Consider the following 24,085-nt stretch of genomic DNA (forward strand, 5'->3'; position numbering starts at 1 on the left):
AGGGGGCGGGACAGCCGGGTACGAGCCCGGAGTGGGGGTGGCGGTACGAGCACGGCGGCGGCCGTGCGACCGCGACGACCTGCTTCTTCGGGCGCCGTACCCGTGCCGGACAGCCTCCCGGCGCTGGGGAATCCCCTGCTCCGCGAGGAGCTTGGGGGAGGGGGTTATACACGTGGTTCGCATCCGAGTCCTGGTCGTCGACGACCACCGCATCTTCGCCGAGTCGCTCGCCGCGGCTCTCGCCGCCGAGCCCGACGTGGACGTGTCCGCGGCCGGCAGCGGCCCCGCCGCACTGCGCTGCATGGACCGCGCGGCGGCGGAAGGGCGCCGATTCGACGTCCTCCTCGTGGACGCCGACCTGGGGGCGGCCCTGCACGGCCCGCGCCCGGCGACGGCCGTGCCCGACGCGACGCCCGGCCAGGACGGCCTGGTCGACGGGATCTCCCTGGTGGCGGGCGTCCGTTCGGGCCAGCCCACCGTCCGGACGGTGGTCCTCGCCGACAAGGACGACCCGCGCCGCGCGGCCCTCGCGCTCCAGGCGGGCGCCTCCGGCTGGGTCGCCAAGGACTGCTCGCTCTCGCGGCTGCTCACGGTCATCCGGGGCGTCCTGCGCGACGAGACGCATCTGCCGCCCGCCCTGCTCACGAGCGTCCTGCGGGAGCTGACCGCGGCCCGCAAGCACCGCACCGATTCGGAGCGACTGGTGGAGTCGCTGACGCCGCGTGAGCGCGAGGTGCTGCGCTGCATGGTCGCGGGCCTGGGCCGCAAGGCGGTCGCCGAGCGCCTCTTCCTGTCCCCGCACACGGTCCGTACGCACATGCAGAACGTGCTGGGCAAGCTCGGGGTGCACTCCACGCTCGCGGCGGTGGCTCTGGCGCGCAGGGCCGGGGTCGGGCCCGCGGACCTGGAAGCGGCGTCGTAGGGCGGGAACCCGTACGGCTGGGGTCCTAGCCGGGGATGTTGTCGAACGGCGCGGTCAACTGCCGCAGCAGGCCCGCCAGTTCGCCGCGCTGGGTGCGGGACAGCTCCGCGAGGATCGCCCGCTCCTGTGCGAGGAGGCCGGCGAGTGCCTGGTCGGCGCGGTCCTGCCCCTCGGTGGTCAGCCGGACGAGGACGCCCCGCCGGTCACTCGGGTCGGGGAGGCGCTCGACGAGGCCCTTCTTGGCGAGCCGGTCGATACGGTTCGTCATCGTGCCGGAGGTGACGAGGGTCTGCGTGAGGAGCTGTCCGGGGGAGAGCTGATAGGGGGCGCCGGCCCGCCGCAGGGACGTCAGTACGTCGAACTCCCACGGCTCCAGCTGGTGCTCGGCGAACGCCAGGCGCCGGGCCCGGTCAAGATGACGCGCCAGCCTGCTGACCCGACTGAGCACCTCGAGGGGCTCCACGTCGAGGTCAGGGCGCTCTCGGCGCCACGCTGCGACCAGCCGGTCGACCTCGTCCTCCATGACGATCAGTCTAGTGGGTCCCTCGACATGAAGTCTCTTGAATTCAACTATCTTGACATCGAGATAAATTCGGGAGGATCCTGACCGCCATGAGCTCACCCACCTGGGACCCCCAGCAGTATCTCCGGCACGCGGACCACCGCACACGCCCTTTCGCCGATCTCCTCGCCCGCGTCCAGGGCGACCCGGCGAGGATCGCCGACCTCGGCTGCGGCGCGGGCAACGTCACCGCCCTGCTCGCCGAGCGCTGGCCGAAGGCCAGGATCACCGGCTACGACAACTCCCCGCAGATGCTGGAGAAGGCCGCCGCCCACGCTACCGACCTGCTCGACTTCGCCCCCGCCGACGCGACCACCTGGACCCCCGGCGAGCCCTTCGACCTGATCGTCTCCAACGCCCTGCTCCAGTGGGTCCCCGGCCACACCGGCCGCTTCCCCGACTGGCTCGCCGGCCTCACCCCCGGCGGCACGTTCGCCTTCCAGGTCCCCGGCAACTTCGACGCCCCCAGCCACGTCCTGATGCGCGAACTCGCACAGTCGGCGCGGTGGCGGGACCGGCTCGGCGACACACTGCGCCACGCGGACGCCGTCCACACCCCGGAGCAGTACCTGAACGCGCTCACCGCGCTCGGCTGCCACGCGGACGTCTGGGAGACGACGTATCTGCATCTCCTCCAGGGCGAGGACCCCGTCCTCGACTGGGTCAAGGGCACGGGCCTGCGCCCCGTCCTGACCGCCCTCGCGGACGACCCGGGAGCCACCGAGGCCTTCCTGGTCGCGTACCGCGCCCTGCTCCGCACCGCCTACCCCGCGACACCCCACGGCACGGTCTTCCCCTTCCGCCGCCTCTTCGCGGTGGCCCGCAAGCCGGCCGACGCCTGATGCTCCGGGCCCTGGACCACGTACAGCTCGCCGCCCCCGCGGGATCGGAGGACGCGCTGCGCCGGTTCTACGGGGACGTCCTCGGTATGACGCAGACGCCGAAGCCCCCGGCGCTCGCGGCGCGCGGGGGCTGCTGGTTCGAGGCGGGCCAGGTGCGGCTGCACCTGGGGATCGAGCGGGACTTCCGGCCGGCCCGCAAGGCCCACCCGGGGCTGCGGGTCACGGGAATCGAGGCCTACGCGGCGCGCCTCGCGGCGCACGGCGTGCGCATCACCTGGGACGGGGATCTGCCGGGCCACCGCCGGTTCTACGCCGACGACCCGGTGGGCAACCGGCTCGAATTCCTCGAACCGGTCACCCCAGGCCCGCCCTAGCTCTTGCGCCGCCCGATCAGATGCGGGTTCGCCTCCATGCCGTCCAAGCCGTGCCACGCCAGATTCACCAGGTGCGCCGCGACCTCGGCCTTCTCCGGCTTACGGGCGTCCAGCCACCACTGGCCCGTCAGGGCGACCATGCCGACCAGCGCCTGCGCGTACAGCGGCGCCAGCTTCGGATCGAAGCCGCGGTTCTTGAACTCGCGGCCCAGGATGTCCTCGACCTGCGTCGCGATGTCGGAGATCAGCGAGGCGAACGAGCCCGTGGACTGCGGGATGGGGGAGTCGCGGACCAGGATGCGGAAGCCGTCCGTGTACTCCTCGATGTAGTCGAGGAGCGCGAAGGCGGCCTGCTCGCACAGTTCCCGCGGATGCCCGGCCGTCAGCGAGCCGGTCACCATGTCGAGGAGCTGGCGCATCTCACGGTCCACGACGACCGCGTACAGGCCCTCCTTGCCGCCGAAGTGCTCGTACACCACCGGCTTGGAGACCCCGGCCTTCGCCGCGATCTCCTCCACCGACGTGCCCTCGAAGCCCTTCGCGGCGAAGAGGGTGCGACCGATCTCGAGCAGTTGCTGGCGGCGTTCCGCACCGGTCATCCGGGTGCGGCGCGCGCGCCGGGGCTTGTCGTTGCCGGCTGGGCTCGCAGTGTTCGGATCGGTCGCCACATGCTCCATCATGCCGCGTCGGCGGCCTGCGGCTTGCGGCGGGAGGCGATCCGCTCCTTCGACGGCCAGCGCACGTCATGCGCCCAGCCCAGCTGCTCGAACCAGCGGATCAGCCGCGCGGACGAGTCCACCTGGCCGCGCATGACACCGTGCCGCGCCGACGTCGGGTCCGCGTGGTGCAGGTTGTGCCACGACTCGCCGCACGACAGGACCGCCAGCCACCACACGTTGCCGGACCTGTCACGCGACTTGAACGGGCGCTTGCCCACCGCGTGACAGATCGAGTTGATCGACCACGTGACGTGGTGCAGAAGCGCCACCCGTACCAGCGAGCCCCAGAAGAACCCGGTGAACGCGCCCCACCACGACATCGTCGCCAGACCGCCGATCAGCGCCGGCAGAGCCAGCGAGAGCATCGTCCAGAAAATGAACTGACGCGAGATCGCCCTTATGGCGGGATCGTTCACCAGATCAGGTGCGTACTTCTCCTGCGGCGTCTGCTCCTCATCGAACATCCAGCCGATATGCGCCCACCACAAGCCCTTCATCAGGGCGGGCAGCGTCTCGCCGAAACGCCACGGCGAGTGGGGGTCACCCTCCGCGTCGGAGAACTTGTGGTGCTTGCGGTGATCCGCCACCCAGCGCACGAGAGGACCCTCGACCGCCATCGAGCCGGCGACGGCCAGCGCGATCCGCAGCGGCCGCTTCGCCTTGAAGGAACCGTGCGTGAAATACCGGTGGAAGCCGATCGTGATGCCGTGGCAGCCCAGGTAGTAGAAGAACACCATGAGGCCGAGGTCGAGCCAGCTCACACCCCAGCCCCAGGCCAGCGGCACCGCCGCGACCAGCGCCAGGAACGGGACGGTGATGAAGAGCAGCAGCGCGAGCTGCTCCAGCGAACGCTTCTGCTCACCGCCGAGCGTGGCGGAGGGCAGCGGAGCGCCGGTCGAGTCACTCGACGACGCCTCCGGGGCGTCATCGATCAGATCGGGGCTTGGAGTCATGGGGCGTCCCCTGTGGGGTCGAGGGTCGAGAACGGGGATGTGGTGCCGGGGAGTGGCACGGAGAACTTTTACTACGCGTCCGTAACCTACGGCGTCGTAAGTATGGCAGCGCGCAGGCCAGCGGCAAGAGGCCCGGAAACGGCCCCTCCGGGCGGACACCTATCCTTGGAAACGGTCGGACAGCGCGGTCCGCTCTGAATCTCCACCCGGGACTCATACCCGGTTCCCGGGATTTCCCTCCCAGACGTGCTTCAACACTGCAAGGAGCCGCACCTGTGAGCAGTGCCGACGACCAGAGCCGTGAGGCCACTTCCAGCGCCGAGCTGCGCGCCGACATCCGCCGACTCGGCGACCTCCTCGGCGAGACACTCGTACGCCAGGAGGGCCCCGAGCTCCTCGAACTGGTCGAGAAGGTCCGCCGCCTCACCCGGGAGGACGGCGAGGCAGCCGCCCGCCTGCTCGGCGAGACGGAACTGGAGACCGCGGCCAAGCTGGTCCGCGCCTTCTCGACGTACTTCCATCTGGCGAACGTGACCGAGCAGGTGCACCGCGGCCGCGAGCTGCGCGCCCGCCGCGCCGCCGAGGGCAGCCTTCTCGCCCGCACCGCCGACCGGCTCAAGGACGCTGACGCCGAACACCTGCGCGAAACGGTCCGGAACCTGAACGTACGGCCGGTGTTCACCGCCCACCCGACCGAGGCCGCCCGGCGCTCCGTCCTCAACAAGCTGCGCCGCGTCGCCGAACTCCTCGAGACCCCCGTCATCGAGGCCGACCGCCGCCGCTACGACACCCGCCTCGCCGAGAACATCGACCTGGTGTGGCAGACCGACGAACTGCGCGTCGTACGGCCCGAGCCCACCGACGAGGCACGCAACGCGATCTACTACCTCGACGAGCTGCACGCCGGCGCCGTCGGTGACGTCCTCGAGGACCTCACCGCCGAGCTGGAGCGCGTCGGCGTCACCGTCCCCGCCGCCACCCGCCCCCTCACCTTCGGCACCTGGATCGGCGGCGACCGCGACGGCAACCCGAACGTCACCCCCGCCGTCACCTGGGACGTCCTGATCCTCCAGCACGAGCACGGCATCAACGACGCCCTGGAGCTCATCGACGAGCTGCGCGGCTTCCTGTCGAACTCGATCCGCTACACCGGCGCCACCGAGGAACTCCTCGCCTCCCTCCAGAACGACCTGGAGCGCCTCCCGGAGATCAGCCCCCGCTACAAGCGCCTCAACTCCGAAGAGCCCTACCGGCTCAAGGCCACGTGCATCCGGCAGAAGCTGGAGAACACCAAGGAGCGCCTCGCCAGGGGCACCGCGCACGTGGAAGGCCGCGACTACCTCGGCACCGGCGAACTCCTCCAGGACCTCACGCTCATCCAGACGTCCCTGCGCGAACACCGCGGCGCCCTGTTCGCCGACGGCCGGATGAACCGCACCATCCGCACACTCGCCGCGTTCGGCCTCCAGCTCGCCACCATGGACGTACGCGAGCACGCCGACGCCCACCACCACGCCCTCGGCCAGCTCTTCGACCGGCTCGGCGAGGAGTCCTGGCGCTACGCCGACATGCCCCGCGAGTACCGCCAGAAGCTCCTCGCCAAGGAACTCAGGTCCCGCAGGCCCCTCGCCCCCTCGCCCGCACCCCTCGACGCCGCCGGCGAGAAGACCCTCGGCGTCTTCCACACCGTCAAGCGCGCCCTCGACGTCTTCGGACCCGAGGTCATCGAGTCGTACATCATCTCGATGTGCCAGGGCGCCGACGACGTGTTCGCCGCCGCCGTCCTCGCCCGCGAGGCCGGACTCGTCGACCTGCACGGCGGCTGGGCCAAGATCGGCATCGTGCCGCTCCTGGAGACCACCGACGAACTGCGCGCCGCCGACGTCATCCTCGACGAGATGCTCGCCGACCCGTCCTACCGGCGCCTAGTCGCCCTGCGCGGCGACGTCCAGGAAGTCATGCTCGGCTACTCGGACTCCTCCAAGTTCGGCGGCATCACCACCTCGCAGTGGGAGATCCACCGCGCCCAGCGCCGGCTGCGGGACGTCGCCCACCGCTACGGCGTGCGCCTGCGCCTCTTCCACGGCCGCGGCGGCACCGTCGGCCGCGGCGGCGGCCCCTCGCACGACGCGATCCTCGCCCAGCCGTGGGGCACCCTCGAGGGCGAGATCAAGGTGACCGAGCAGGGTGAGGTCATCTCCGACAAGTACCTCGTGCCGTCCCTGGCCCGCGAGAACCTCGAACTGACCGTGGCCGCCACCCTCCAGGCATCCGCGCTGCACACCGCGCCCCGCCAGTCCGACGAGGCCCTCGCCCGCTGGGACGCGGCCATGGACGTCGTCTCCGACGCCGCGCACGCCGCCTACCGCAAGCTGGTCGAGGACCCGGACCTGCCGACGTACTTCCTCGCCTCCACGCCGGTCGACCAGCTCGCCGATCTGCACCTCGGCTCCCGGCCCTCCCGCCGCCCCGGCTCGGGCGTCTCGCTCGACGGCCTGCGCGCCATCCCGTGGGTGTTCGGCTGGACCCAGTCGCGGCAGATCGTGCCCGGCTGGTTCGGCGTCGGCTCCGGACTCAAGGCACTGCGCGAGGCCGGTCTCGGCACCGTCCTCGACGAGATGAGCGAGCAGTGGCACTTCTTCCGCAACTTCCTGTCGAACGTCGAGATGACGCTCGCCAAGACGGACCTGCGGATCGCCCGGCACTACGTCGACACGCTCGTCCCCGACGAGCTCAAGCACGTCTTCGCCGACATCGAGGCGGAGCACGCGCTGACCGTTCAGGAGGTGCTCCGCATCACCGGCGGCCAGGAACTCCTGGACACGCAGCCGGTGCTCCAGCAGACCTTCTCGATCCGCGACGCCTACCTGGACCCGATCTCGTACCTCCAGGTGGCCCTGCTCAAGCGCCAGCGTGACGACGCGGCCGCCGGCGCCGAGCCGGACCCGCTGCTCGGGCGGGCGCTCCTGCTCACCGTGAACGGAGTGGCGGCGGGCCTGCGCAACACGGGCTGATCACTGCGACCGGACGACGGATGACGGCAGTTCACCAGGTGAGCGTCGCGAACGCGGCACTCAGCAACGCGACCCCGGTGGCTGCCGTCACCCATGCCCAGCGCGTCAGACGCAGCCCGCCCGCGATCACCACGGCGGCCAGCAGCAGCGCACCGCCCAGCGGGACCCACGCGTGGAAGAACCCCGCGGCCCCCGAGCGCACCACCTCGCCCGTACCGGGCTTCACCACCACCGGGATACGCGCGCCCTTCTTCTCCGCGATCGACCGGTCGATGACGACACGGTCGCGGGGCTGCGAACCCGGCGACAGGGGAGCGTAGGGGCCGGCGCACGTGTCGTCGGTGCACCGCGTCACCGTCATCGTGCCGCGCTCACGGCCCTTGGTGAGCATCACGTGCTGAGCCGACGCCCAGGACGCCCGGACGCCCGCGATCAGGATCAGCAGGGCCACGACCGTCATCGCGGCCCGCCGGGTGTACGAGAGCATGGCCGCGATCCTTGGCCATGGCCCCGCGGAGAGTCAAGAAGAGCCGGCACACCCCGGGCGAGATGCCCGTGACCTGTCGAGATGCCCGGCGAACTCAGGAGTTGTACGCGCTCTGCGCCCGCTCCAGGCCCTCCGTGACCAGACACTCCACCGAGTCCGCCGCCCGGTCCACCAGGTAGTCCAGCTCCTTGCGCTCCGTCGACGAGAAGTCCTTCAGAACGAAGTCCGCGACCTGCATACGCCCCGGCGGACGCCCGATCCCGAACCGCACCCGGTGATAGTCCGCACCCATCGACTTCGTGATCGACTTCAGACCGTTGTGCCCGTTGTCGCCACCGCCCAGCTTCAGCCGCATCGTCCCGTAGTCGATGTCCAGCTCGTCATGGATCGCCACGATGTTGCCGACCGGCACCTTGTAGAAGTCCCGCAGACCCGTCACCGGACCACCCGACACGTTCATGAACGACATCGGCTTCGCCAGGATCACCCGGCGATTCTGCGGACCCGGCGCACCGATCCGCCCCTCCAGCACCTGCGCCTGAGCCTTGCCGGCCCGCTTGAACTTGCCGCCGATCCGCTCCGCGAGCAGATCGGCCACCATGAAGCCCACGTTGTGCCGGTTCATCGCGTACTCGGGCCCGGGATTCCCGAGACCCACGATGAGCCAGGGGGCAGTGGCATCGGTCGTCATCGGGACCGCGTCTCCTCACGTACAACACACGGACGGGAACATGAAAAAACGGGGTGGCGGGCCGCAGTGGCCCGCCACCCCGTCAAGCAGAGCGTACGGCTCAGGCCTCGGCGGCCTCGTCCTCGGACTCGGCAGCCGGCTCCTCGGCCTGCGCGGCCAGGATCTGGATGACGACGGCGTCGGGGTCCGTGACCAGGGTCGTACCGGACGGCAGCGTGACGTCCTTCGCGTGGATGGCGTCGCCGCCCTCCAGGCCCGCGATCGACACGGTGACGGAGGTCGGGATGTGCGTGGCCTCGGTCTCGACGGACAGCGTGTTCAGCACGTTCTCGACGAGGAAGCTGCCCGGGGCCAGGTCGCCCTCGGTCTCGACCGCAACCTCGACCGTGACCTTCTCGCCGCGCTTGACGAGCAGCAGGTCGACGTGGACCAGGTAACCCTTGATGGCGTCACGCTGGACGGCCTTCGGGATCGCCAGCTCGTTCTTGCCGTCGATGTCCAGGGACAGCAGAACGTTCGGGGTACGCAGGGCGAGCAGCAGCTCGTGGCCCGGCAGCGTCACGTGAACCGGCTCGGTGCCGTGACCGTAGATGACACCGGGAACCTTGTTCTCACGGCGAACGGCGCGGGCAGCGCCCTTGCCGAAGTCGGTACGGATGTCGGCGGCAATCTTGATCTCAGCCATGTGCACTCCTCGTAGAAAAGGGGAAAGGTGGTCACCCGGCCACGAACGGGCCTGCTACGAAGAGCGCGTCGATAACGGACCGCCGCACATGACAGTGCGGCCTCCCTCGCCGAGCAACTCCGTGAGTCTACCCGGCGGGAAGGCCGCCCCAAAATCGATCTAGAAGAGCCTCAGCGCGACTACGCCTGCTCCTCGAACAGGCTCGTCACCGAACCGTCCTCGAAGACCTCACGCACCGCACGCGCGATCGTCGGCGCGATCGACAGCACCGTGATCTTGTCCAGCTCCAGCTCACCCGGCGTCGGCAGCGTGTCCGTGAAGACGAACTCGCTCACCTTCGAGTTCTTCAGACGGTCCGCCGCCGGACCCGACAGCACACCGTGCGTCGCCGTCACGATGACGTCCTCCGCACCGTGCGCGAACAGCGCGTCCGCCGCGGCACAGATCGTGCCACCCGTGTCGATCATGTCGTCCACCAGGACGCAGACACGGCCCTTCACATCACCGACGACCTCGTGCACGGTGACCTGGTTCGCCACGTCCTTGTCACGACGCTTGTGCACGATCGCCAGCGGCGCGCCCAGACGGTCACACCAACGGTCCGCCACACGCACACGGCCGGCATCCGGAGACACCACCGTGAGCTTGGCGCGGTCGACCTTCGCCCCCACGTAGTCCGCCAGGATCGGCAGCGCGAACAGGTGGTCCACCGGGCCGTCGAAGAAGCCCTGGATCTGGTCCGTGTGCAGATCCACCGTCAGAATGCGGTCCGCACCCGCCGTCTTCATCAGGTCCGCCACCAGACGCGCCGAAATCGGTTCACGTCCACGGTGCTTCTTGTCCTGACGGGCGTAACCGTAGAACGGCACGATCACCGTGATGGAGCGGGCCGACGCACGCTTCAGCGCGTCGATCATGATGAGCTGCTCCATGATCCACTTGTTGATCGGAGCCGTGTGGCTCTGGATCAGGAAGCAGTCAGCGCCGCGAGCGGACTCCTGATAGCGGACATAGATCTCGCCATTGGCGAAATCGAATGCCTTGGTCGGAACGATCCCGACACCGAGAGCGTGCGCGACCTCCTCGGCAAGCTCGGGGTGGGCGCGGCCGGAGAAGAGCATCAGTTTCTTCTCGCCGGTCGTCTTGATCCCGCTCACAGCACTTGTCTCCTCAGACGCGTTCTTCCGCCGCTGCGCCCGCTCGTCCCATTAGCAGCGAGGCAGCCGAATCGTGTGCACCTATCACGGTACGCCGTGTCGGACGCACCTGTTTCCGGTCAGCCCTCGCTGCCGGCCTCCCGCGACGCCTCCTCGGCCGCCTTCGCAGCCGCACTCCCCGGACGCTTCCGGGCCACCCAACCCTCGATATTCCGCTGCTGGCCACGGGCCACGGCCAGCGAACCCGCCGGCACATCCTTCGTGATCACAGACCCTGCAGCGGTGTACGCACCGTCCCCGACCGTGACAGGCGCCACAAACATGTTGTCCGAACCCGTCTTGCAATGCGACCCGACAGTCGTGTGGTGCTTGCTCTCACCGTCGTAGTTCACGAACACACTCGCGGCACCGATGTTCGTGAAATCACCGATCGTCGCGTCCCCCACGTACGACAGATGCGGCACCTTCGTACCCTCACCGATCGTCGAGTTCTTCGTCTCCACGTACGTACCGATCTTGGCCCTCACACCCAGCCGCGAACCCGGCCGCAGATACGCGAACGGACCCACCGAAGCGCCCTCGCCCACCTCGGCACCGTCCGCCACCGTGTTGTCGACCCGCGCCCCCGCACCGACCTTCGTGTCCCGCAGCCGCGTGTTCGGCCCCACCTCGGCGCCCTCACCCAGCCACGACTCACCCAGCAGCTGCGTACCCGGATGCACGATCGCGTCCCGCTCGAACCCCACCGTCACATCGACCCACGTCGACGCCGGATCCACGATCGTCACGCCCGCGAGCATCGCCCGCTCCAGCAGCCGATCGTTCAGCGTCCGACGCGCCTCCGCCAACTGCACACGGTTGTTGATACCCGCGATCTCGCGGTGATCCGCCGCCACCGAAGCACCCACACGGTGCCCGGCCTCCCGCAGAATCCCCAGCACATCCGTCAGGTACTCCTCGCCCTGACTGTTGTCCGTACGCACCTTGCCCAGCGCATCCGCCAGCAGCGCACCGTCGAACGCGAACACACCCGAGTTGATCTCACGAATCGCATGCTGCGACTCACTCGCGTCCTTGTGCTCCACGATCGCCGTCACCGCACCCGACGCGCCGTCCCGCACGATCCGGCCGTAACCCGTCGCATCCGGAACCTCGGCCGTCAGCACCGTCACCGCATTGCCGTCACCGGTGTGCGTCGCCGACAGGTGCTTCAGCGTCTCGCCGGTCAGCAGCGGAGTGTCACCGCACACCACGATCACCGTGCCGTCGACAGCGCCACCGAGCGCCTCGAGCCCCATGCGCACGGCGTGCCCCGTGCCGTTCTGCTGCTCCTGCACGGCGGTACGGGCGTCCGGATCGATCCCGGCGAGGTGCTCACGCACCCGGTCCCGCTCGTGACCCACGACGACGACCAGGTTCTCGGGGCTCAACTCACGCGCGGCGGCGAGCACATGCCCGACGAGGGAGCGGCCACTGATCTCGTGCAGGACTTTGGGTGTGGCCGACTTCATACGGGTGCCCTCACCCGCTGCAAGAACGACGACGGCGGCCGGGCAATTGGCGCTCACGGGTGGCCCTTCGGCTTCGGATGCTGTGTGGGGTGGACATCCGCAGGATACCGGGGCGTTGTGGGCGCGAAATGGGGGCGGGGCCCGACCTGATGGTCGGGCCCCGCCTCATCTGTGCTCCCGGGGAAGGAATCGAACCCTCATTCAATGGACCAAAACCATTTGTCCTGCCATTAGACGACCCGGGATGGTTCGTCCGCTATGTCCGAATCTGACGATCCGTACCGCGCGCGGACAACACTATGCCGTACCACCAGCCTTCAATGCGACGGTACAGATCGGCCCCCTGGGGAACGCGCACGAGTAAGCAGCCGTGATAGTCCGCACCCACACGTTTGCGGTTGGTCTTCGGGTTGTGCTTTTTGAGGGAGGTCTTGCCGAACTGTGAGGGGTCGGCGCCGACCAGGGTGGCCCAGAACTTCTCGGCCGTCGCGATGTCGGCGGTCTCGTGGATCTGCACGTGGAACCGCAGTCGCTCCGGGGCGACTCCAAGGAGGCGGAGCCACGCCAGGTAGACCTGGATCATGTCCGGATCGCTGTTGACGAAGTCGACTCTTTCCTGACGGCGATGGGCCTTCGCCTTCGAGCCCTCGGACCAGTAGAGCCCGACTCCTACCAGGAACAGTTCGCGGTCGGACAGAACGCCGACCTCTTCGGTTGCTGCCTGCCTGGTCTCCTGGCGCCCCGCCTCCCGGCGCTGGAGGGTGGCTTCCCAGCCGCGCCTCGCGATCGCCGAAGCTGCCTCGCGGGTGCGCTTGCGTTCAGGCTTCGGCAGATCCCGTACCCAGAGCGAGATCGAACCCTTCGAGCATCCGAGCTCGACCTGGATCTGGTCGTACGTCCATCCCTGGAGTCGTAGCTCTCGGGCGCGGTTCCGAAGGTCGTCCTTCGCGTTCGGGCGCTTCGTCCACTCAGGGGCGGGTTCGCCATCGAGCAGTCGGTTGAGGAGGTCGTTGTTGTCGACGCGGAGGCGGTCTCTGATCTGGCGGCGGCTGAGACCCTCGCGTCGCAGCGCAATCGCCCGCTCCCGCAACCGCTCGAAGTCGGCGTACTTGCCTGTGCTCTGTGTCATAGGCACAGGCTCGTTCGGGATGGGGGTGGGTGGGTCGTCTTTGTATATGGGCCAGCAGTTCGAGGGATACCGGCTGGTTTCGCTTCTGTTCGAATGGTGCCCGTGGCAGAGGGCCGTCGCGGAAACTCACCGGAAAAGGGGCACGGTGCGCCCGTAGGCTGGACGGCATGACCACGACGGGGGAAATGCACCGGGCGGCCGGGGGGCCGTGGTGGTGGGAGCGGCGGCGCAGTGCCGTGCTCGATGTCGGGCTGGCCGTCGCGTCGGCGGCGGAGTGCGGGGTGGAGGGGGTCGGGTTCGCGCGGGACGCCGGGGTGCCGGCGGCCGTGGGTGTCGTTTTCGGGGTGCTCGCCGGGGCCACGCTGGTGCTGCGGCGGCGGTGGCCGATCGCGGTGGTGCTGATCGGGGTCGCGGTGACTCCGGCCCGGATGGGTGTGCTGCTGAGCGTGGTGGGTCTCTACACGCTGGCCGCGTCCGAGATGCCGCGGCGGATCATCGGGGCCCTGGCGGGGATGTCGTTCGTCGGGACGCTGATCGTGTCGGTGGTGCGGGCGCAGCAGGACATGGGGCACGGGAATCTCGTGCGGGTGGGGGACTGGTTCGTTCCGTTCGTCGCCATCACCACGTCGTTGGGTGTGACCGCTCCGCCGTTGCTGCTGGGGCTCTATGTCGGTGCGCGGCGGCGTCTCATGGAGAGTCTGCGGGAGCGGGCGGATTCACTGGAACGGGAGCTTCAGTTGCTCGCGGAGCGCGCGGAGGAGCGGGCCGAGTGGGCGCGGGGTGAGGAGCGGACGCGGATCGCCCGGGAGATGCATGACGTGGTGGCGCACCGGGTGAGTCTGATGGTGGTGCATGCGGCGGCGTTGCAGGCGGTGGCCCGTAAGGATCCGGAGAAGGCCGTGAAGAACGCGGCGCTGGTCGGGGACATGGGCCGGCAGGCGTTGACCGAGTTGCGGGAGATGCTCGGTGTGATGCGGTCCGGGGGCGGCGGGCGTGAGCCGGGTGCGGCGGTGCCGTTGGCGGCGGTGGGGGTGGCGGCCGCGGCCGCGGCGTCGCGTGCCGTTGATGACGAGGACGGGCCGTCTCTGGGTGATCTCGATGAGCTGGTGGGTCAGTCGCGGGCTGCGGGCATGGTGGTGGAGCTGCTCGTCGAGGGCGATATGCGGTCGTATGTCGCGGCGGTGGAGCAGACCGCGTACCGGGTGGTGCAGGAGGCGCTGACGAACGTGCACAAGCACGCGGCGGGCGCGAAGACGTATGTGCGGCTGGCTCATCGGGTGTCGGAGATCGCGATGCAGGTGGAGAACGAGCCGCCGCCGGACGCGGATCCGGCGTCGGATGTGCGGCTGCCGAGTGGGGGGAACGGGCTCGTCGGCATGAAGGAGCGGGTGGCGGGCCTGGGCGGGGTGTTCGTGTGCGGGCCGACCGATGCGGGTGGGTATCGGGTGTCGGCTGTGTTGCCTGCGGCCTAGAGGGCGCGGGGGTGTGCGGCTGACCGGCTGCTTGGGCTTGGGGCTGAGTGCGGCTGATCGGCTGCTTGGGGCTTGGGGCTGAGTGAGGCTGTGGGTTCTTCTCTGGCGGCCGGTCGTCCACGCCGAGGCATCGGTCGTGGCGGGGCCGTGCCGGGATGTACGTGCTCGCTGTTCTATTGGAGCCTCGTCGCCGGGCCCATGCCACCCGCGTGTGGTGCTGGTGGCTCCGCGCGCACATCCCGGCACGTCCCCTCGCGTCTCGTACGCGGCTGGCGGCCGGTGGGGGCTCGGGGGCTCGGGGCGTGTGGCGGACTTATGCCGCGGTGAGGCGGGTCGGCTGGGTGCCGTTGACGAGGGTTTCCAGGGCGTGGTCGATGTCGGGGCCGAGGTACCAGTCGCCGCTGTGGTCGAGGGCGTAGACGCGGCCTTCGGTGTCGATGGCGAGGAGGGCTTCGGAGCCGGATTCGGCGCCGAGGGGGCAGACCTCGGTGTCGAGGGCGCGGCCGAGGTCGCCGAGGGTGCGGGCCATGTGGAGGCCGTGGAGCGGGTCGAGGTGGGGCTGGGCGGGGGCTATCTGGCGGCCGGGGCCCTGCGGGGTGAGGTGGAGGCCGCCGAATTCGGCCCAGGCCTCGACGGCGGCGGGGAAGACGGTGTGGCGGTGGCCGGCGGGGGATACGTGGGTGCGCAGGGCGTCGGCCCAGAATTCGGCCTGTTTGATGTCCCAGCGTCCGGGCTGCCAGCCGGCGGCGCGCAGTGCCGCGTCGACGGGGGTGGTGAAGCGGGTGCGGTCGGCGGTCATGTGGGGTGGCCTCGTCCTGTTCTGCTGCTGCCTGCGGTGGTGCGTGTGTGCTGCCGTGCGCCGGTCCGGGTCAGTCGGTGGTGTCCGCGGCCGGGTCCACGACGTGGACGCCGAAGTGGGCGGTGAGCGCGGCGCAGGCGCGGCAGGGACGGGCGAAGCCGCCGTGCAGGGGGTCGCCGTCCTCTCGGATGCGGCGGGTGGTGAGTTTGGCGTGTTTGAGGGCTTTGCGGGCTTCGCCGTTGGTCATGGGTTTGCGGCGGGCTCGTTTGGAGCGTTCCTCGTCGGCGGCCGTGAGGTGGCGGGAGATGAGGATCGTTTCGGCGCAGCGTCCGGTGAAGCGGTCGCGCTGGGCGCTGGTGAGGGTGTCGAGGAAGTCCTGTACGAGGGGGTGCAGGGCGGGGGCGTGTTCGCCGCGGGCTGCGGTGCTGGTCAGCGTGGTGCCGCGTACGGAGAGGGCGGCGGCGACGGTGGGCAGGATGCCGTCGCGGCGCTGGCGCAGGGCTGGGGCGGGCGCGTCCTCGGCGCTGCTCCAGCCGACGCGTGGGTCGCCGGAGGCGCCGTCGGCGGTGGCCGGGTGCCCCGTGTCGTGCTCCGAGTCGGTTGCGACGGCGGTGTCGGATGACGGTGCGGTGCTGCTCTGCATGTGGTGCTTCCCCTCCTGCAATCCCCCGGGTTGCGTGCACAGACTGCCAAATGCGGCCGGTGGTGCGGAAGCTGGGGCGCGGCGACACGCGGGAGGGTGGGCTCATCGTCACGGTGGGGTGACTGCTGGTCATGGAACCGGAGGGCCGGTGACCGGTGTCGTACAACCGCATAGGCTGTCGCTATCCGCGATCCATAACAGTGCCGCAGGGGGCAACCGCCATGACGACAGGTCGGCTCGGGCAGCAAGCCGCGCCGCCGAACGCGGCCTACGCCGGGCAGGTCGTGCACTTCCCGGACCCGGTCCGTGCAGCGCGCCATCCCAGGGGCGTACGGATCGACGGGAACGGCTATCCGGATTTTTCGGCCTACGCGCGTGCCGCGGCGGAGATCGCCGATCCCCCGGAGGGGTTCGGGGTAGATGAACTGCGGCTGACGGACTATGTGTCGGCGAACGCGGCGATGGCCGCCGCCGGGCATGACTTGTGGGACACGATCGTGCCGGTGGCCACGCCGCACGGCTGGACCTGGCATCACGTGCCGGGCGGTCGCCGCATGGAGTTGGTCCCGGTCGAGGTGAAGGCGCTGCTGCGGCATCACGGCGGTCTCGCGACGGCGGCGGTGGATCACGGCAAGCGGGGGACGCGTCCGTTGCAGGAGACGCGGCCGGCGCACTTCGGGCTGCCGAAGTCGTCGGTGGCGGTGACGGAGCAGCAGGTCCTCGGTGCCGAGGAGGACTTGGGGTACCGGTTGCCGGGTGCGTACCGGGCGTTCCTGAAGGCGGCGGGCGGGTGTGCTCCGGTGGGGGCGGCGCTGGACGCCGAGCTGGGGCTTCTGGTGGACCAGCCGTTCTTCACGGTGCGGGACGAGGCCGCCGTCAACGATCTGGTGTACGTGAACAAGTGTCTGCGTGATCACCTGACCAAGGACTATCTGGGTGTCGGGTTCGTGCAGGGCGGCATTCTCGCCGTGAAGGTCAAGGGCGACCGGGCGGGTTCGGTGTGGTTCTGCGCGTACGACGACGCGCGGGACAGCGGGGAGACGGCCGGCTGGTCCGTCGCGGAGCGGGTGGAGCGTCTGCTGCTGCCGTGCGGTGACGACTTCGACGCTTTCCTGGCCCGGCTCGCGGGCAATCCGCCGGAGCTGGAGACGGTGGCGAACCTGATGGTGGACGGTGGTTTCGCGAGTGCGGTCGACGCCTCGGGCGTGGCCGTGCCGGCTGCTTCGGCTGTTCCGGACGAGGGGTGAGTGTCCGATGGTGACGTTCGCGCAGGCGCAGGAGCGCGCCGAAGAGTGGATCAACGGCGATGTGCCCGGCTATCAGCACCGTGAGGTGCGGGTGCGGGAGTTCGAGCTGGGGTTCGTGGTGTGGGCCGAGGACCGCGAGGGCGGTCCGGTGTCCGACGGCGGGCGCCAGCGGCTCGTCATCGCGCGCGACAGCGGGGACGCCTCGCTGTGGCCGGGGCTGCCGGTGGGCGAGGTGATCCGGCGGTACGAGGAGGAGTACGGGCTGCCGGAGGCTTCGCCGGAGCCGGCGGACGCGCCGCCGGAGCGGGTGGACCTGAATCAGACGTCGTTCCTGTTGAGCCCTCCGGAGTGGCTCCAGGAGGCGGCGGACAAGCTGGGTATTCCGGACCGGCGGGGGGATGCGTCTTCCGGTACGGGTTCTGGGTCCGGTGCGAGTTCTGCTTCCGGCACGGGTACGGGTACGGGTTCCGCCGCGTCCGCGCCTGCGCCGGCCGCCCCCGCGCCTGTGAGTGCCGACGCGGGCAGCGGTGCGACGCCGTGGCCCGCCTCGCCCGCGGCCCCTTCCGGGGCGACCCCGTGGGCCGGTACGGACACGAACGCGGACGAGGAGGAGGACCGCTCGGTCGCGCCTCCGGCGACGGTGTTCGCGCCGCCGCTGGTCGACGGGGGCGACGTGCCTGCGCCCACCGCCGCGCCGGAGGCCAAGACGGCACTGATGTCGGGCGGCAGCCAGCTTCCGCGCACGGCGGTGGCCCCGGCGGTCGGAGGGCCGGCTCCCGCCGCTCCGGGCACCCCGGCGCCGGGTGCTCCCGACGCGTACGGCTACCCGCAGGGTCCCGGTGCGCAGCAGACGCCGCCGCCCGGTGCCCCGCCGAACTACGGCCACCCGCAGGGGCCGGGCACTCCGCCCCCGTCGAACGTGCCGCAGGCGCCCGGGAGTTCGCAGGGCGGTGTGCCGCAGACTCCGCCGCCCACGTACGGCTACCCGCAAGGTCCGGGTCAGCAGCAGACCCCGCCGCCGGGTGCTCCCGACGCATACGGCTATCCGCAGGGTGCCGGCGCGCAGCAGACTGCGCCGCCGGGTGGGCAGGGTGCGCCCGGGCGGCCGCTCGCGCCCGGGGCCGGTGACATCGCCGACGCCGCGACCAGCAAGGCACAGGGCCCGCCCCGCGGTGCGCGCGGTGGCGGCGCGACGACTCCGCCGCCGCCCGGTGCCCCGGGCACTCCCGGTGCGCGTCCTTCGGGGCCCGGCGCGCCGGGTACCCCGGCGGGCGGCTACGTTCCGACGCAGCTCGTCTCCCAGCTCGGCCCCGACGGGCCCGAGGCGCCGCCCGCTCCGGGGGGTACGCCGCCCGGCGGTGTGCACCATGCCGCGACGATGCTGGCCGACCCGAGCATCGGTGGCCCCGGTGCTCCCAAGCCGCCCCGTCCTCCCGGTCCTCCCGGTGCGGGTGCTCCCAAGCCGCCCGGCGCCCCCGGAACTCCCGGTGCGCCGCAGCCGCCCGGTCCGCCCGGCGTCCCCGGTGCGCCACAGCCTCCCGGCCCGCCCGGGGGGACGCCGCCCGGTGGTGTGCACCATGCCGCGACGATGCTGGCCCAGCCGGGACCGGCCGGTCCCGGCACGCCGCCCCCGCCGGCGGCACCCGGTGCGCCCGGCGCTCCGGGGGCTCCCGGTGGCGGTGTCCATCACGCCGCGACGATGCTGGCCGGTCCCGGTCAGGTCGGTCCCGGCATGCCTCCTCCCGCGCCCCCGCAGGCGCCGCGCGGTATGCCGATGCCGCCGCCGATGCCCGGGCAGCAGGTTCCGGGGGGTCCGCCCCCGGCCTCGTACGGGTATCCGCAGCCCACGGGTCAGCCGACCGTCGGGCCCGGCTATCAGGCCGTGCTGCGCTACCGCGCGCCCGACGGGTCCGAGCAGCAGCTCATCCGCCGTTCGGCGCCCGGTACGCCGCACCCGGAGTGGCAGATCTTCCATGAGCTGCGCGGCATGAACGTCCCGCCGGACCAGGTCCTGGAGCTGCACACGGAGCTGGAGTCCTGCGAGCTGCCGGGCGCGTACTGCGCCCGCATGATCCGTGAGCAGTGGCCGCAGGCCAGGATCACGTCCATCGCCCCGTACGGCAGGGACCACGCGTCGCGCCAGCAGGGCATGCAGCAGCTGATCGCGCACCAGGGCGAGTTGCACCAGGTGGCGGACGGTCCGGCTCGGCTCGCGCCGGTGCGTGCGCCGCTGCCGCCCGCGCAGCCGATGCCGCCGGTTCCGCCGGAGGCGATCGGGCAGGAGCTGGCCGCGGCGTTCGGCCCCGGGGTGTTCCGGTTCGACCAGCGGGCCGTGTCCCGTCAGGGCGTGCCGGACATCGTGGCGCACACTCTCGTCGTGGCGGGGCTGCCCGCCGACTTCGGGCCGTTCTTCTGGGCGCAGGCCCAGCCGGGCCGCCCGGTGCCGACGCTTGCCGAGCTGGCGCAGGAGCGGGGGGCGCAGCCCGCTTCGGACGCGGGTTCGTACCTCGTGATGGGCAGCGACTTCGGGCGGGCGATCTGCGTCCAGTACGGCACGGCGAACATCGTGGCCGTGCCCGTGGAGGCGGGTCCCGGCGGTGCGCCGGTGCCGCCGCAGTTCGTGAACACGGGCCTGCCCGAGTTCGCGCGCAGCCTCGCGGTGCTCGGCCGGATGTGGCCGCTGCGGTTCGGGCTCAACCAGGAGCAGGCGGGCCGCTGGACCGTCGACTTCCAGGCACAGCTGGCCGCGGTCGACCCGGCGGCGCTCGCGTCGCCGGAGGGCTGGTGGTCGGTGCTGCTCGAGCAGATGTGGGACGGCCTGCTGTAACCGTCGGCAGATGCCGGTAGGAGTGCCGGCAGAGGCAGGGGAGAGGCGCGCGACCGATTCGGTCGCGCGCCTCTCCCCATGTGTGCGTCGTGCGTGTGTGTCTCGGTGGGCCGGGTGTGAGCTCCCTCGCCCTGCGGGCTCACGATTCCGACTTTCGGCAGTATTTGACGCATCCTTGTCGAGTGGGTTGGGCGGAGTGTCTTGTTTTGAGCGCTTCGGCTCGATCAGGTGCCGGGTAGGAGAGCCGAAGAGGCGAAGAGGGGAATCAAGGATGAGCAGCGGTGCGTCGGTGTCGCCCCACGGCTTCGTCACGGGACGAGGCCGCGGCTACCGTCCCGAGCAGGTGGACGCGCTGGCCGCCGAGCTGTCCCAGGGCCGCGACGACGCCCGTGAGCGCGTCGCCCTGCTGACCGCCCGGGTCGAGGAGCTGGAGGCCGAGGCGCAGCGGCTGCGGCTGGCCGTGACGCAGCTCGCCCCGCAGACGTACGAGTCCCTCGGCGACCGCGCCCGCGAGATCCTCGCCCTCGCCGAGGAGGAGGCGGACGGGGTACGGGCGGCTGCCGCCGATGACGTCCGGCGGATCACGCAGGACGCGGAGGCCCGCGCGCGGGAGACGCGTGAGGCGGCCCGCGCCGCGGCCGACGCCGTACGGGCCGAGGCCGATCAGTGGGCCGACGAGCGGCTGGGCGCCGGCCGGGTCACGGCCGACGGGGTGCGCGCCGCCGCGCGTGACGAGGCGAAGGAGCGGCGCGAGGAGGCGCTCGCCGCGCTGGACGACGTGCGGGAACGCACCGCGGCGACCCTCGCCGCGCAGGAGAAGGACCACGCCGAGCGGCGGGACGAGACCGAGCGGGAGATCGCCGGGCAGGAGGCCGCGGCGGACGCGCGCGAGGCGGAGCGCCTGGAGCTGGCCGAGGGGCGGTTGTCCGAGGCGCGGCGGGCGTTCGCCGAGACGGAGGAGTCGGCCCGGCACGGCGAGGAGGACGCCGAGGCCCGCGCCGCGGAGCTCCTCGCGGAGGCGACCCTGCACGAGGAGGGCGTGGGCCGCGAGACGGAGCGGGTGCTGCGCGAGCACGGCGAGAAGTGGGACGAGGTCCGCGCCCACATGGAACACGTCCGCACCACCCTGGCCATGCTCACGGGCCGCAACCCGGGCGACGGAACGCCGTAGACGCTTGTCGGCCACGGGCCGCGCCCACACTGACGGCACCCCGCACACGGGCGCGCCCTCGCCGGCGGGAGGCCGTGAGGGGCCGCAGCCTCGCCGACGGGGAGGCGGTGAAGGGGCCCGAGCCTCGCCGACGGGGCGTTGTGATGGGGCCAGCTCCGCCGGCGGGAGGCAGTGGAGGGCCGCAGCCTCACTGACGGGGCCCCGCGAACGGGACGCGCCCACTGGGACGGCACACCCTAAGCGGCCGTGCCTTTGCCGGCGGGGGCCGTGAGGGGCCGCAGCCTCACCGACGGGGAGGCCGTGAAGGCGCCTGGCCCCGCAGGCGGCGAGCCGTGATGGGGCCGCAGCCTCACCGGCGGGACGCCGTGAAAGGCGCCAGCCTCGCGGACGGGCAGCGCCCTCGCCGGCGAGGGCCGTGAAGGCGCCGCGCCCTCGCCGACGGGAGGCCGTGCAAAGGCCGCAGCCTCGCCGACAGGGCGTCGTGACGGAGCCCCAGCCACGCTGACGGGACGCCGTGAAGGCGCCGCGCGCCCCCGCCGACGAAACGACGTGAAGGGGCCGCGCGTCGGTGGGACGTCGTGAACGCGCCACATGCCGCCGGTGGGGTGTCGTGGCCCGGGCGGGTGGATCGTGGTGGGCCTACCCGTCCTCCCCCCTCGGGGTCTGCCGCGTTGCGCCCGCCAGGATCCAGGCCTCCACCGCCTCGTACTGGCGGCGTTGGCCGTCGGCCGTCCGGCGGCTGGAGGCCAGCGTGCCGAGCCAGCCGAAGAGGAAGCCGAGCGGGATCGAGACGATGCCCGTCGTGGTGAAGGGGAACCAGTTGAAGTCCTGACCGGGGAACGCCGAGGTGGGCGAGCCCGACACCAGGTTGGTGCCCGTCATCAGGACGAGGCAGGACGCCGTGCCGCCGAGCAGCGTCCACACCAGGCCCGTACTCGTGTAGCGGCGCCAGAACAGGCTGTAGACGAGCGCGGGCGCGAGCGCCGAGGCGCCCAGGCAGAACGACAGCGTGACCAGCGGCTGGAGGTTGTAGTGCTGGACGAACGTGGCCAGGAGGATCGCGGGCACGCCGACGGACAGCGCCGAGACGCGGGCCAGCGTCATCTCCTTGCGGGCGGTGAGCGGCGTCCTGCGGTGCGCGAAGACGTCGTGCGCGAGGGAGTTGGCGCACGCCAGGATCATTCCGGCGACCGAGGCGAGCAGCGTGAGGAAGAGCGCCGTGGTGACCGTGGTGAACACCAGCGTCTCCGCCGTGGAGGCGTCCGCGCCGAACGCGGCCCGCGCCCCGAGCAGATACGCGGTGTTGCCCTGCGGGTCCGCCGCCGCGACGGCGGCCCGGCCGAGGAACGCCGTCGCGCCGAACCCGACGACCGCGATGATCAGCACGAAGAGGCCGACCGCCGACACCGCCCAGGACATCGAACGGCGCACCTCACGCGCGCTGCGCGCCGTGTACATGCGCATCGTGACGTGGGGCAGGCACGCGCCGCCCAGGACGACGGTCAGCTCCGAACTGATCATGTCCAGACGGGGGTTGGCGGTGCCGGCGAACTGGAGGCCCGAGTGCAGGAAGGCGTCACCCACGCCGCTGGCCTGCGCGGCCTGTGAGGCGAGGGCGCCGGGGTTCCAGTCGAAGCGGTACAGGATCAGGAGGGCGACGGCCAGGCCCGACCCGAGCAGCATCACGGTCTTCATGATCTGGATGAGGGCGGTGCCCTTCATGCCGCCGATCGCCGCGTAGCTGATCATCAGGGCGCCGAGCGCGATGACGCAGCCCGTCTTGAACCCCTCGCTGGTGAAGCCGAGGACGAACGCCAGCAGATCGCCGGCGCCCGCCAGCTGGACCAGCATCAGCGGGAGCAGCGCCGCGAGGGTGGTGACGCACGCGGTGATGCGTACGGCGCGTCCCGGCAGGCGGCGGGCGATCACGTCGCCCATGGTGAACCGGCCCGCGTTGCGCAGGGGTTCGGCCAGCAGGAACATCAGGAGCATCAGGGACAGGGACGTGCTCAGTGCGAGGACGATCCCGTCGTAGCCGGTGAGCGCGATGATGCCGCCGGTGCCGAGGACGGTCGCCGCGGAGATGTAGTCGCCCGCGATGGCGAGGCCGTTGCGCATCGGGGTGAGGGAGCCGAAGCCGGTGTAGAACTCGTCGAGGTTGTCGCGGTCGGGGCCGGTCATCACGCACAGGAGCAGCGTGATGGTGGCGACCGCGGTGAAGGCGACCAGGGACATGCCCTGGGCCGAGCTGCTGAAGTCCGTCATCGGAAGTTCCCCCCGGCCGGTCCGGGAGCCGGACGCTGGTCCGACTCGGCTTGTCTGCGCAGCCGGTGGGCGAGCGGGTCGACGCGGCGGCGGGCGGTGTACTCGTACAGCCAGAGCGCGAGCGCGGTCACCGGGAGCTGGCACAGGCCGAGGAAGAGGCCGGTGGAGAAGCCGCCGGGGAGCGTGCCCGTCATGAGGGAGGGCGCGAACGCGGACAGGACGAGGAAGAGGGTGAAGTAGCCGAGCGCGGTGAGCGTGGCGACGCGCCGCTGCCAGCGGTAGGCGCTGCGCAGCAGTCGCAGGTCGCTGTGGTGGCCGAGCGCGGGGTGGCGCGGGAGCCGGTGCGCGGGCGCGGGTGGTGGGGGAGGGGGTGCCCAGGGATAGGTGAGGGCGGGGTCGGGCTGCTGTTGCGGGTGAGGGTGCGGCGGTTGTTGCTGCTGGTACGGCTGTTGTTGCGGGTACGGCTGCTGTGGCTGCTGGTACCCGTGCCGGTTCTGGTTTCCGTACTGGCTCCGGCCCGTGGGGAAGGGGCCCTGCCATGGCTCGTTCTGGTGGTCGGAATATGAGCGGTGCGGTGTGTCGGACATCCCGGTTCTCCTTGCGCGGCTTGGGTCC

21 protein-coding genes and 1 tRNA gene are annotated in these 24,085 nt (G+C 71.2%); 8 read left to right on the forward strand and 14 right to left on the reverse strand.

Features of this window, described 5'->3' with window-relative positions:
- Positions 1-172: 172 nt before the first annotated feature.
- Positions 173-922, forward strand: coding sequence for a LuxR C-terminal-related transcriptional regulator (locus tag OHO83_RS26450; protein WP_266671381.1), 750 nt, complete (start codon positions 173-175; stop codon positions 920-922).
- A 25-nt stretch (positions 923-947) separates the two neighbouring features.
- Here OHO83_RS26450 and OHO83_RS26455 read toward each other — a convergent pair whose 3' ends face one another.
- Positions 948-1,445 carry a MarR family winged helix-turn-helix transcriptional regulator gene (locus tag OHO83_RS26455; RefSeq protein WP_100596154.1) on the reverse strand — a complete coding sequence of 166 codons (498 nt, stop codon included), beginning with the start codon at positions 1,443-1,445 and terminating at the stop codon, positions 948-950.
- 89 nt (positions 1,446-1,534) lie between these two features.
- On the opposite strand from OHO83_RS26455, the gene OHO83_RS26460 reads away from it, so the two are divergent.
- The gene (locus OHO83_RS26460) at positions 1,535-2,326 is read left to right on the forward strand and encodes a trans-aconitate 2-methyltransferase (protein WP_266671379.1); all 792 of its coding nucleotides are present in this window, start codon (positions 1,535-1,537) and stop codon (positions 2,324-2,326) included.
- Entirely contained in the window at positions 2,326-2,700 is a 375-nt protein-coding gene (locus tag OHO83_RS26465) for a VOC family protein (RefSeq protein ID WP_266671377.1), read from the forward strand. Before OHO83_RS26460 ends, OHO83_RS26465 begins: the two co-directional genes overlap by 1 nt.
- Here OHO83_RS26465 and OHO83_RS26470 read toward each other — a convergent pair.
- Positions 2,697-3,380: a TetR/AcrR family transcriptional regulator gene (locus OHO83_RS26470; protein ID WP_266671375.1), complete on the reverse strand. Its 684-nt coding sequence runs from the start codon at positions 3,378-3,380 to the stop codon at positions 2,697-2,699. The genes OHO83_RS26465 and OHO83_RS26470 overlap by 4 nt on opposite strands.
- Positions 3,377-4,372: an acyl-CoA desaturase gene (locus tag OHO83_RS26475; protein ID WP_266671373.1), complete on the reverse strand. Its 996-nt coding sequence runs from the start codon at positions 4,370-4,372 to the stop codon at positions 3,377-3,379. Before OHO83_RS26475 ends, OHO83_RS26470 begins: the two co-directional genes overlap by 4 nt.
- Positions 4,373-4,647: 275 nt before the next feature.
- Between OHO83_RS26475 and ppc the strand changes: the two genes are divergently transcribed.
- Positions 4,648-7,386 (forward strand): phosphoenolpyruvate carboxylase, encoded by a 2,739-nt coding sequence (ppc, locus tag OHO83_RS26480; protein WP_266671371.1) that lies wholly within the window; start codon positions 4,648-4,650, stop codon positions 7,384-7,386.
- A gap of 31 nt (positions 7,387-7,417) precedes the next feature.
- Here the strand turns inward: ppc and OHO83_RS26485 are convergent, their stop codons facing one another.
- The 7 genes from OHO83_RS26485 to OHO83_RS26515 form a co-directional block, all read right to left on the reverse strand.
- On the reverse strand, positions 7,418-7,873 hold the full coding sequence (locus OHO83_RS26485; protein WP_266671369.1) for a hypothetical protein: 456 nt from the start codon (positions 7,871-7,873) through the stop codon (positions 7,418-7,420).
- A 94-nt stretch (positions 7,874-7,967) separates the two neighbouring features.
- Complete coding sequence (pth, locus tag OHO83_RS26490) at positions 7,968-8,564, reverse strand: aminoacyl-tRNA hydrolase (protein WP_227295189.1); 597 nt, start codon at positions 8,562-8,564, stop codon at positions 7,968-7,970.
- Between the two features lie 100 nt (positions 8,565-8,664).
- Positions 8,665-9,249, reverse strand: a complete 585-nt coding sequence (locus OHO83_RS26495; protein ID WP_266671366.1) for a 50S ribosomal protein L25/general stress protein Ctc — start codon at positions 9,247-9,249, stop codon at positions 8,665-8,667.
- 179 nt (positions 9,250-9,428) lie between these two features.
- Positions 9,429-10,406, reverse strand: coding sequence for a ribose-phosphate diphosphokinase (locus OHO83_RS26500; RefSeq protein ID WP_100596162.1), 978 nt, complete (start codon positions 10,404-10,406; stop codon positions 9,429-9,431).
- A 119-nt stretch (positions 10,407-10,525) separates the two neighbouring features.
- Positions 10,526-11,974, reverse strand: a complete 1,449-nt coding sequence (gene glmU / locus OHO83_RS26505; RefSeq protein WP_266671363.1) for a bifunctional UDP-N-acetylglucosamine diphosphorylase/glucosamine-1-phosphate N-acetyltransferase GlmU — start codon at positions 11,972-11,974, stop codon at positions 10,526-10,528.
- 117 nt (positions 11,975-12,091) lie between these two features.
- A tRNA-Gln gene (locus OHO83_RS26510) sits at positions 12,092-12,162 on the reverse strand.
- Between the two features lie 11 nt (positions 12,163-12,173).
- Entirely contained in the window at positions 12,174-13,046 is an 873-nt protein-coding gene (locus OHO83_RS26515; RefSeq protein WP_266671361.1) for a hypothetical protein, read from the reverse strand.
- A gap of 167 nt (positions 13,047-13,213) precedes the next feature.
- On the opposite strand from OHO83_RS26515, the gene OHO83_RS26520 reads away from it, so the two are divergent.
- Entirely contained in the window at positions 13,214-14,518 is a 1,305-nt protein-coding gene (locus OHO83_RS26520; RefSeq protein ID WP_329434852.1) for a sensor histidine kinase, read from the forward strand.
- 313 nt (positions 14,519-14,831) lie between these two features.
- On the opposite strand, the gene OHO83_RS26525 is transcribed toward OHO83_RS26520, so the two are convergent.
- Positions 14,832-15,317 carry an SUKH-3 domain-containing protein gene (locus OHO83_RS26525; RefSeq protein WP_266671357.1) on the reverse strand — a complete coding sequence of 162 codons (486 nt, stop codon included), beginning with the start codon at positions 15,315-15,317 and terminating at the stop codon, positions 14,832-14,834.
- A gap of 70 nt (positions 15,318-15,387) precedes the next feature.
- Positions 15,388-15,960, reverse strand: coding sequence for a YwqJ-related putative deaminase (locus OHO83_RS26530; RefSeq protein ID WP_266671355.1), 573 nt, complete (start codon positions 15,958-15,960; stop codon positions 15,388-15,390).
- 221 nt (positions 15,961-16,181) lie between these two features.
- Here OHO83_RS26530 and OHO83_RS26535 point away from each other — a divergent pair, with 221 nt between their 5' ends.
- The 3 genes from OHO83_RS26535 to OHO83_RS26545 all read left to right on the forward strand — a co-directional run bounded on the left by OHO83_RS26535 (position 16,182) and on the right by OHO83_RS26545 (position 21,205).
- Positions 16,182-17,207, forward strand: a complete 1,026-nt coding sequence (locus OHO83_RS26535) for an SMI1/KNR4 family protein (RefSeq protein WP_266671353.1) — start codon at positions 16,182-16,184, stop codon at positions 17,205-17,207.
- A gap of 7 nt (positions 17,208-17,214) precedes the next feature.
- Positions 17,215-20,034 (forward strand): SUKH-4 family immunity protein, encoded by a 2,820-nt coding sequence (locus OHO83_RS26540; RefSeq protein ID WP_330279794.1) that lies wholly within the window; start codon positions 17,215-17,217, stop codon positions 20,032-20,034.
- A 271-nt stretch (positions 20,035-20,305) separates the two neighbouring features.
- The gene (locus OHO83_RS26545) at positions 20,306-21,205 is read left to right on the forward strand and encodes a cellulose-binding protein (RefSeq protein WP_330279795.1); all 900 of its coding nucleotides are present in this window, start codon (positions 20,306-20,308) and stop codon (positions 21,203-21,205) included.
- Between the two features lie 639 nt (positions 21,206-21,844).
- Here OHO83_RS26545 and OHO83_RS26550 read toward each other — a convergent pair.
- Both OHO83_RS26550 and OHO83_RS26555 read right to left on the reverse strand, forming a co-directional pair.
- Positions 21,845-23,470 carry a sodium/solute symporter gene (locus tag OHO83_RS26550; protein ID WP_329434858.1) on the reverse strand — a complete coding sequence of 542 codons (1,626 nt, stop codon included), beginning with the start codon at positions 23,468-23,470 and terminating at the stop codon, positions 21,845-21,847.
- The gene (locus OHO83_RS26555) at positions 23,467-24,057 is read right to left on the reverse strand and encodes a DUF485 domain-containing protein (protein WP_323186883.1); all 591 of its coding nucleotides are present in this window, start codon (positions 24,055-24,057) and stop codon (positions 23,467-23,469) included. The genes OHO83_RS26550 and OHO83_RS26555 overlap by 4 nt, the downstream gene beginning before the upstream one ends.
- Positions 24,058-24,085: the final 28 nt, after the last annotated feature.

It is taken from the genome of Streptomyces sp. NBC_00569 (assembly GCF_036345255.1).
In the GTDB taxonomy this organism is placed as follows: Bacteria; Actinomycetota; Actinomycetes; order Streptomycetales; family Streptomycetaceae; genus Streptomyces.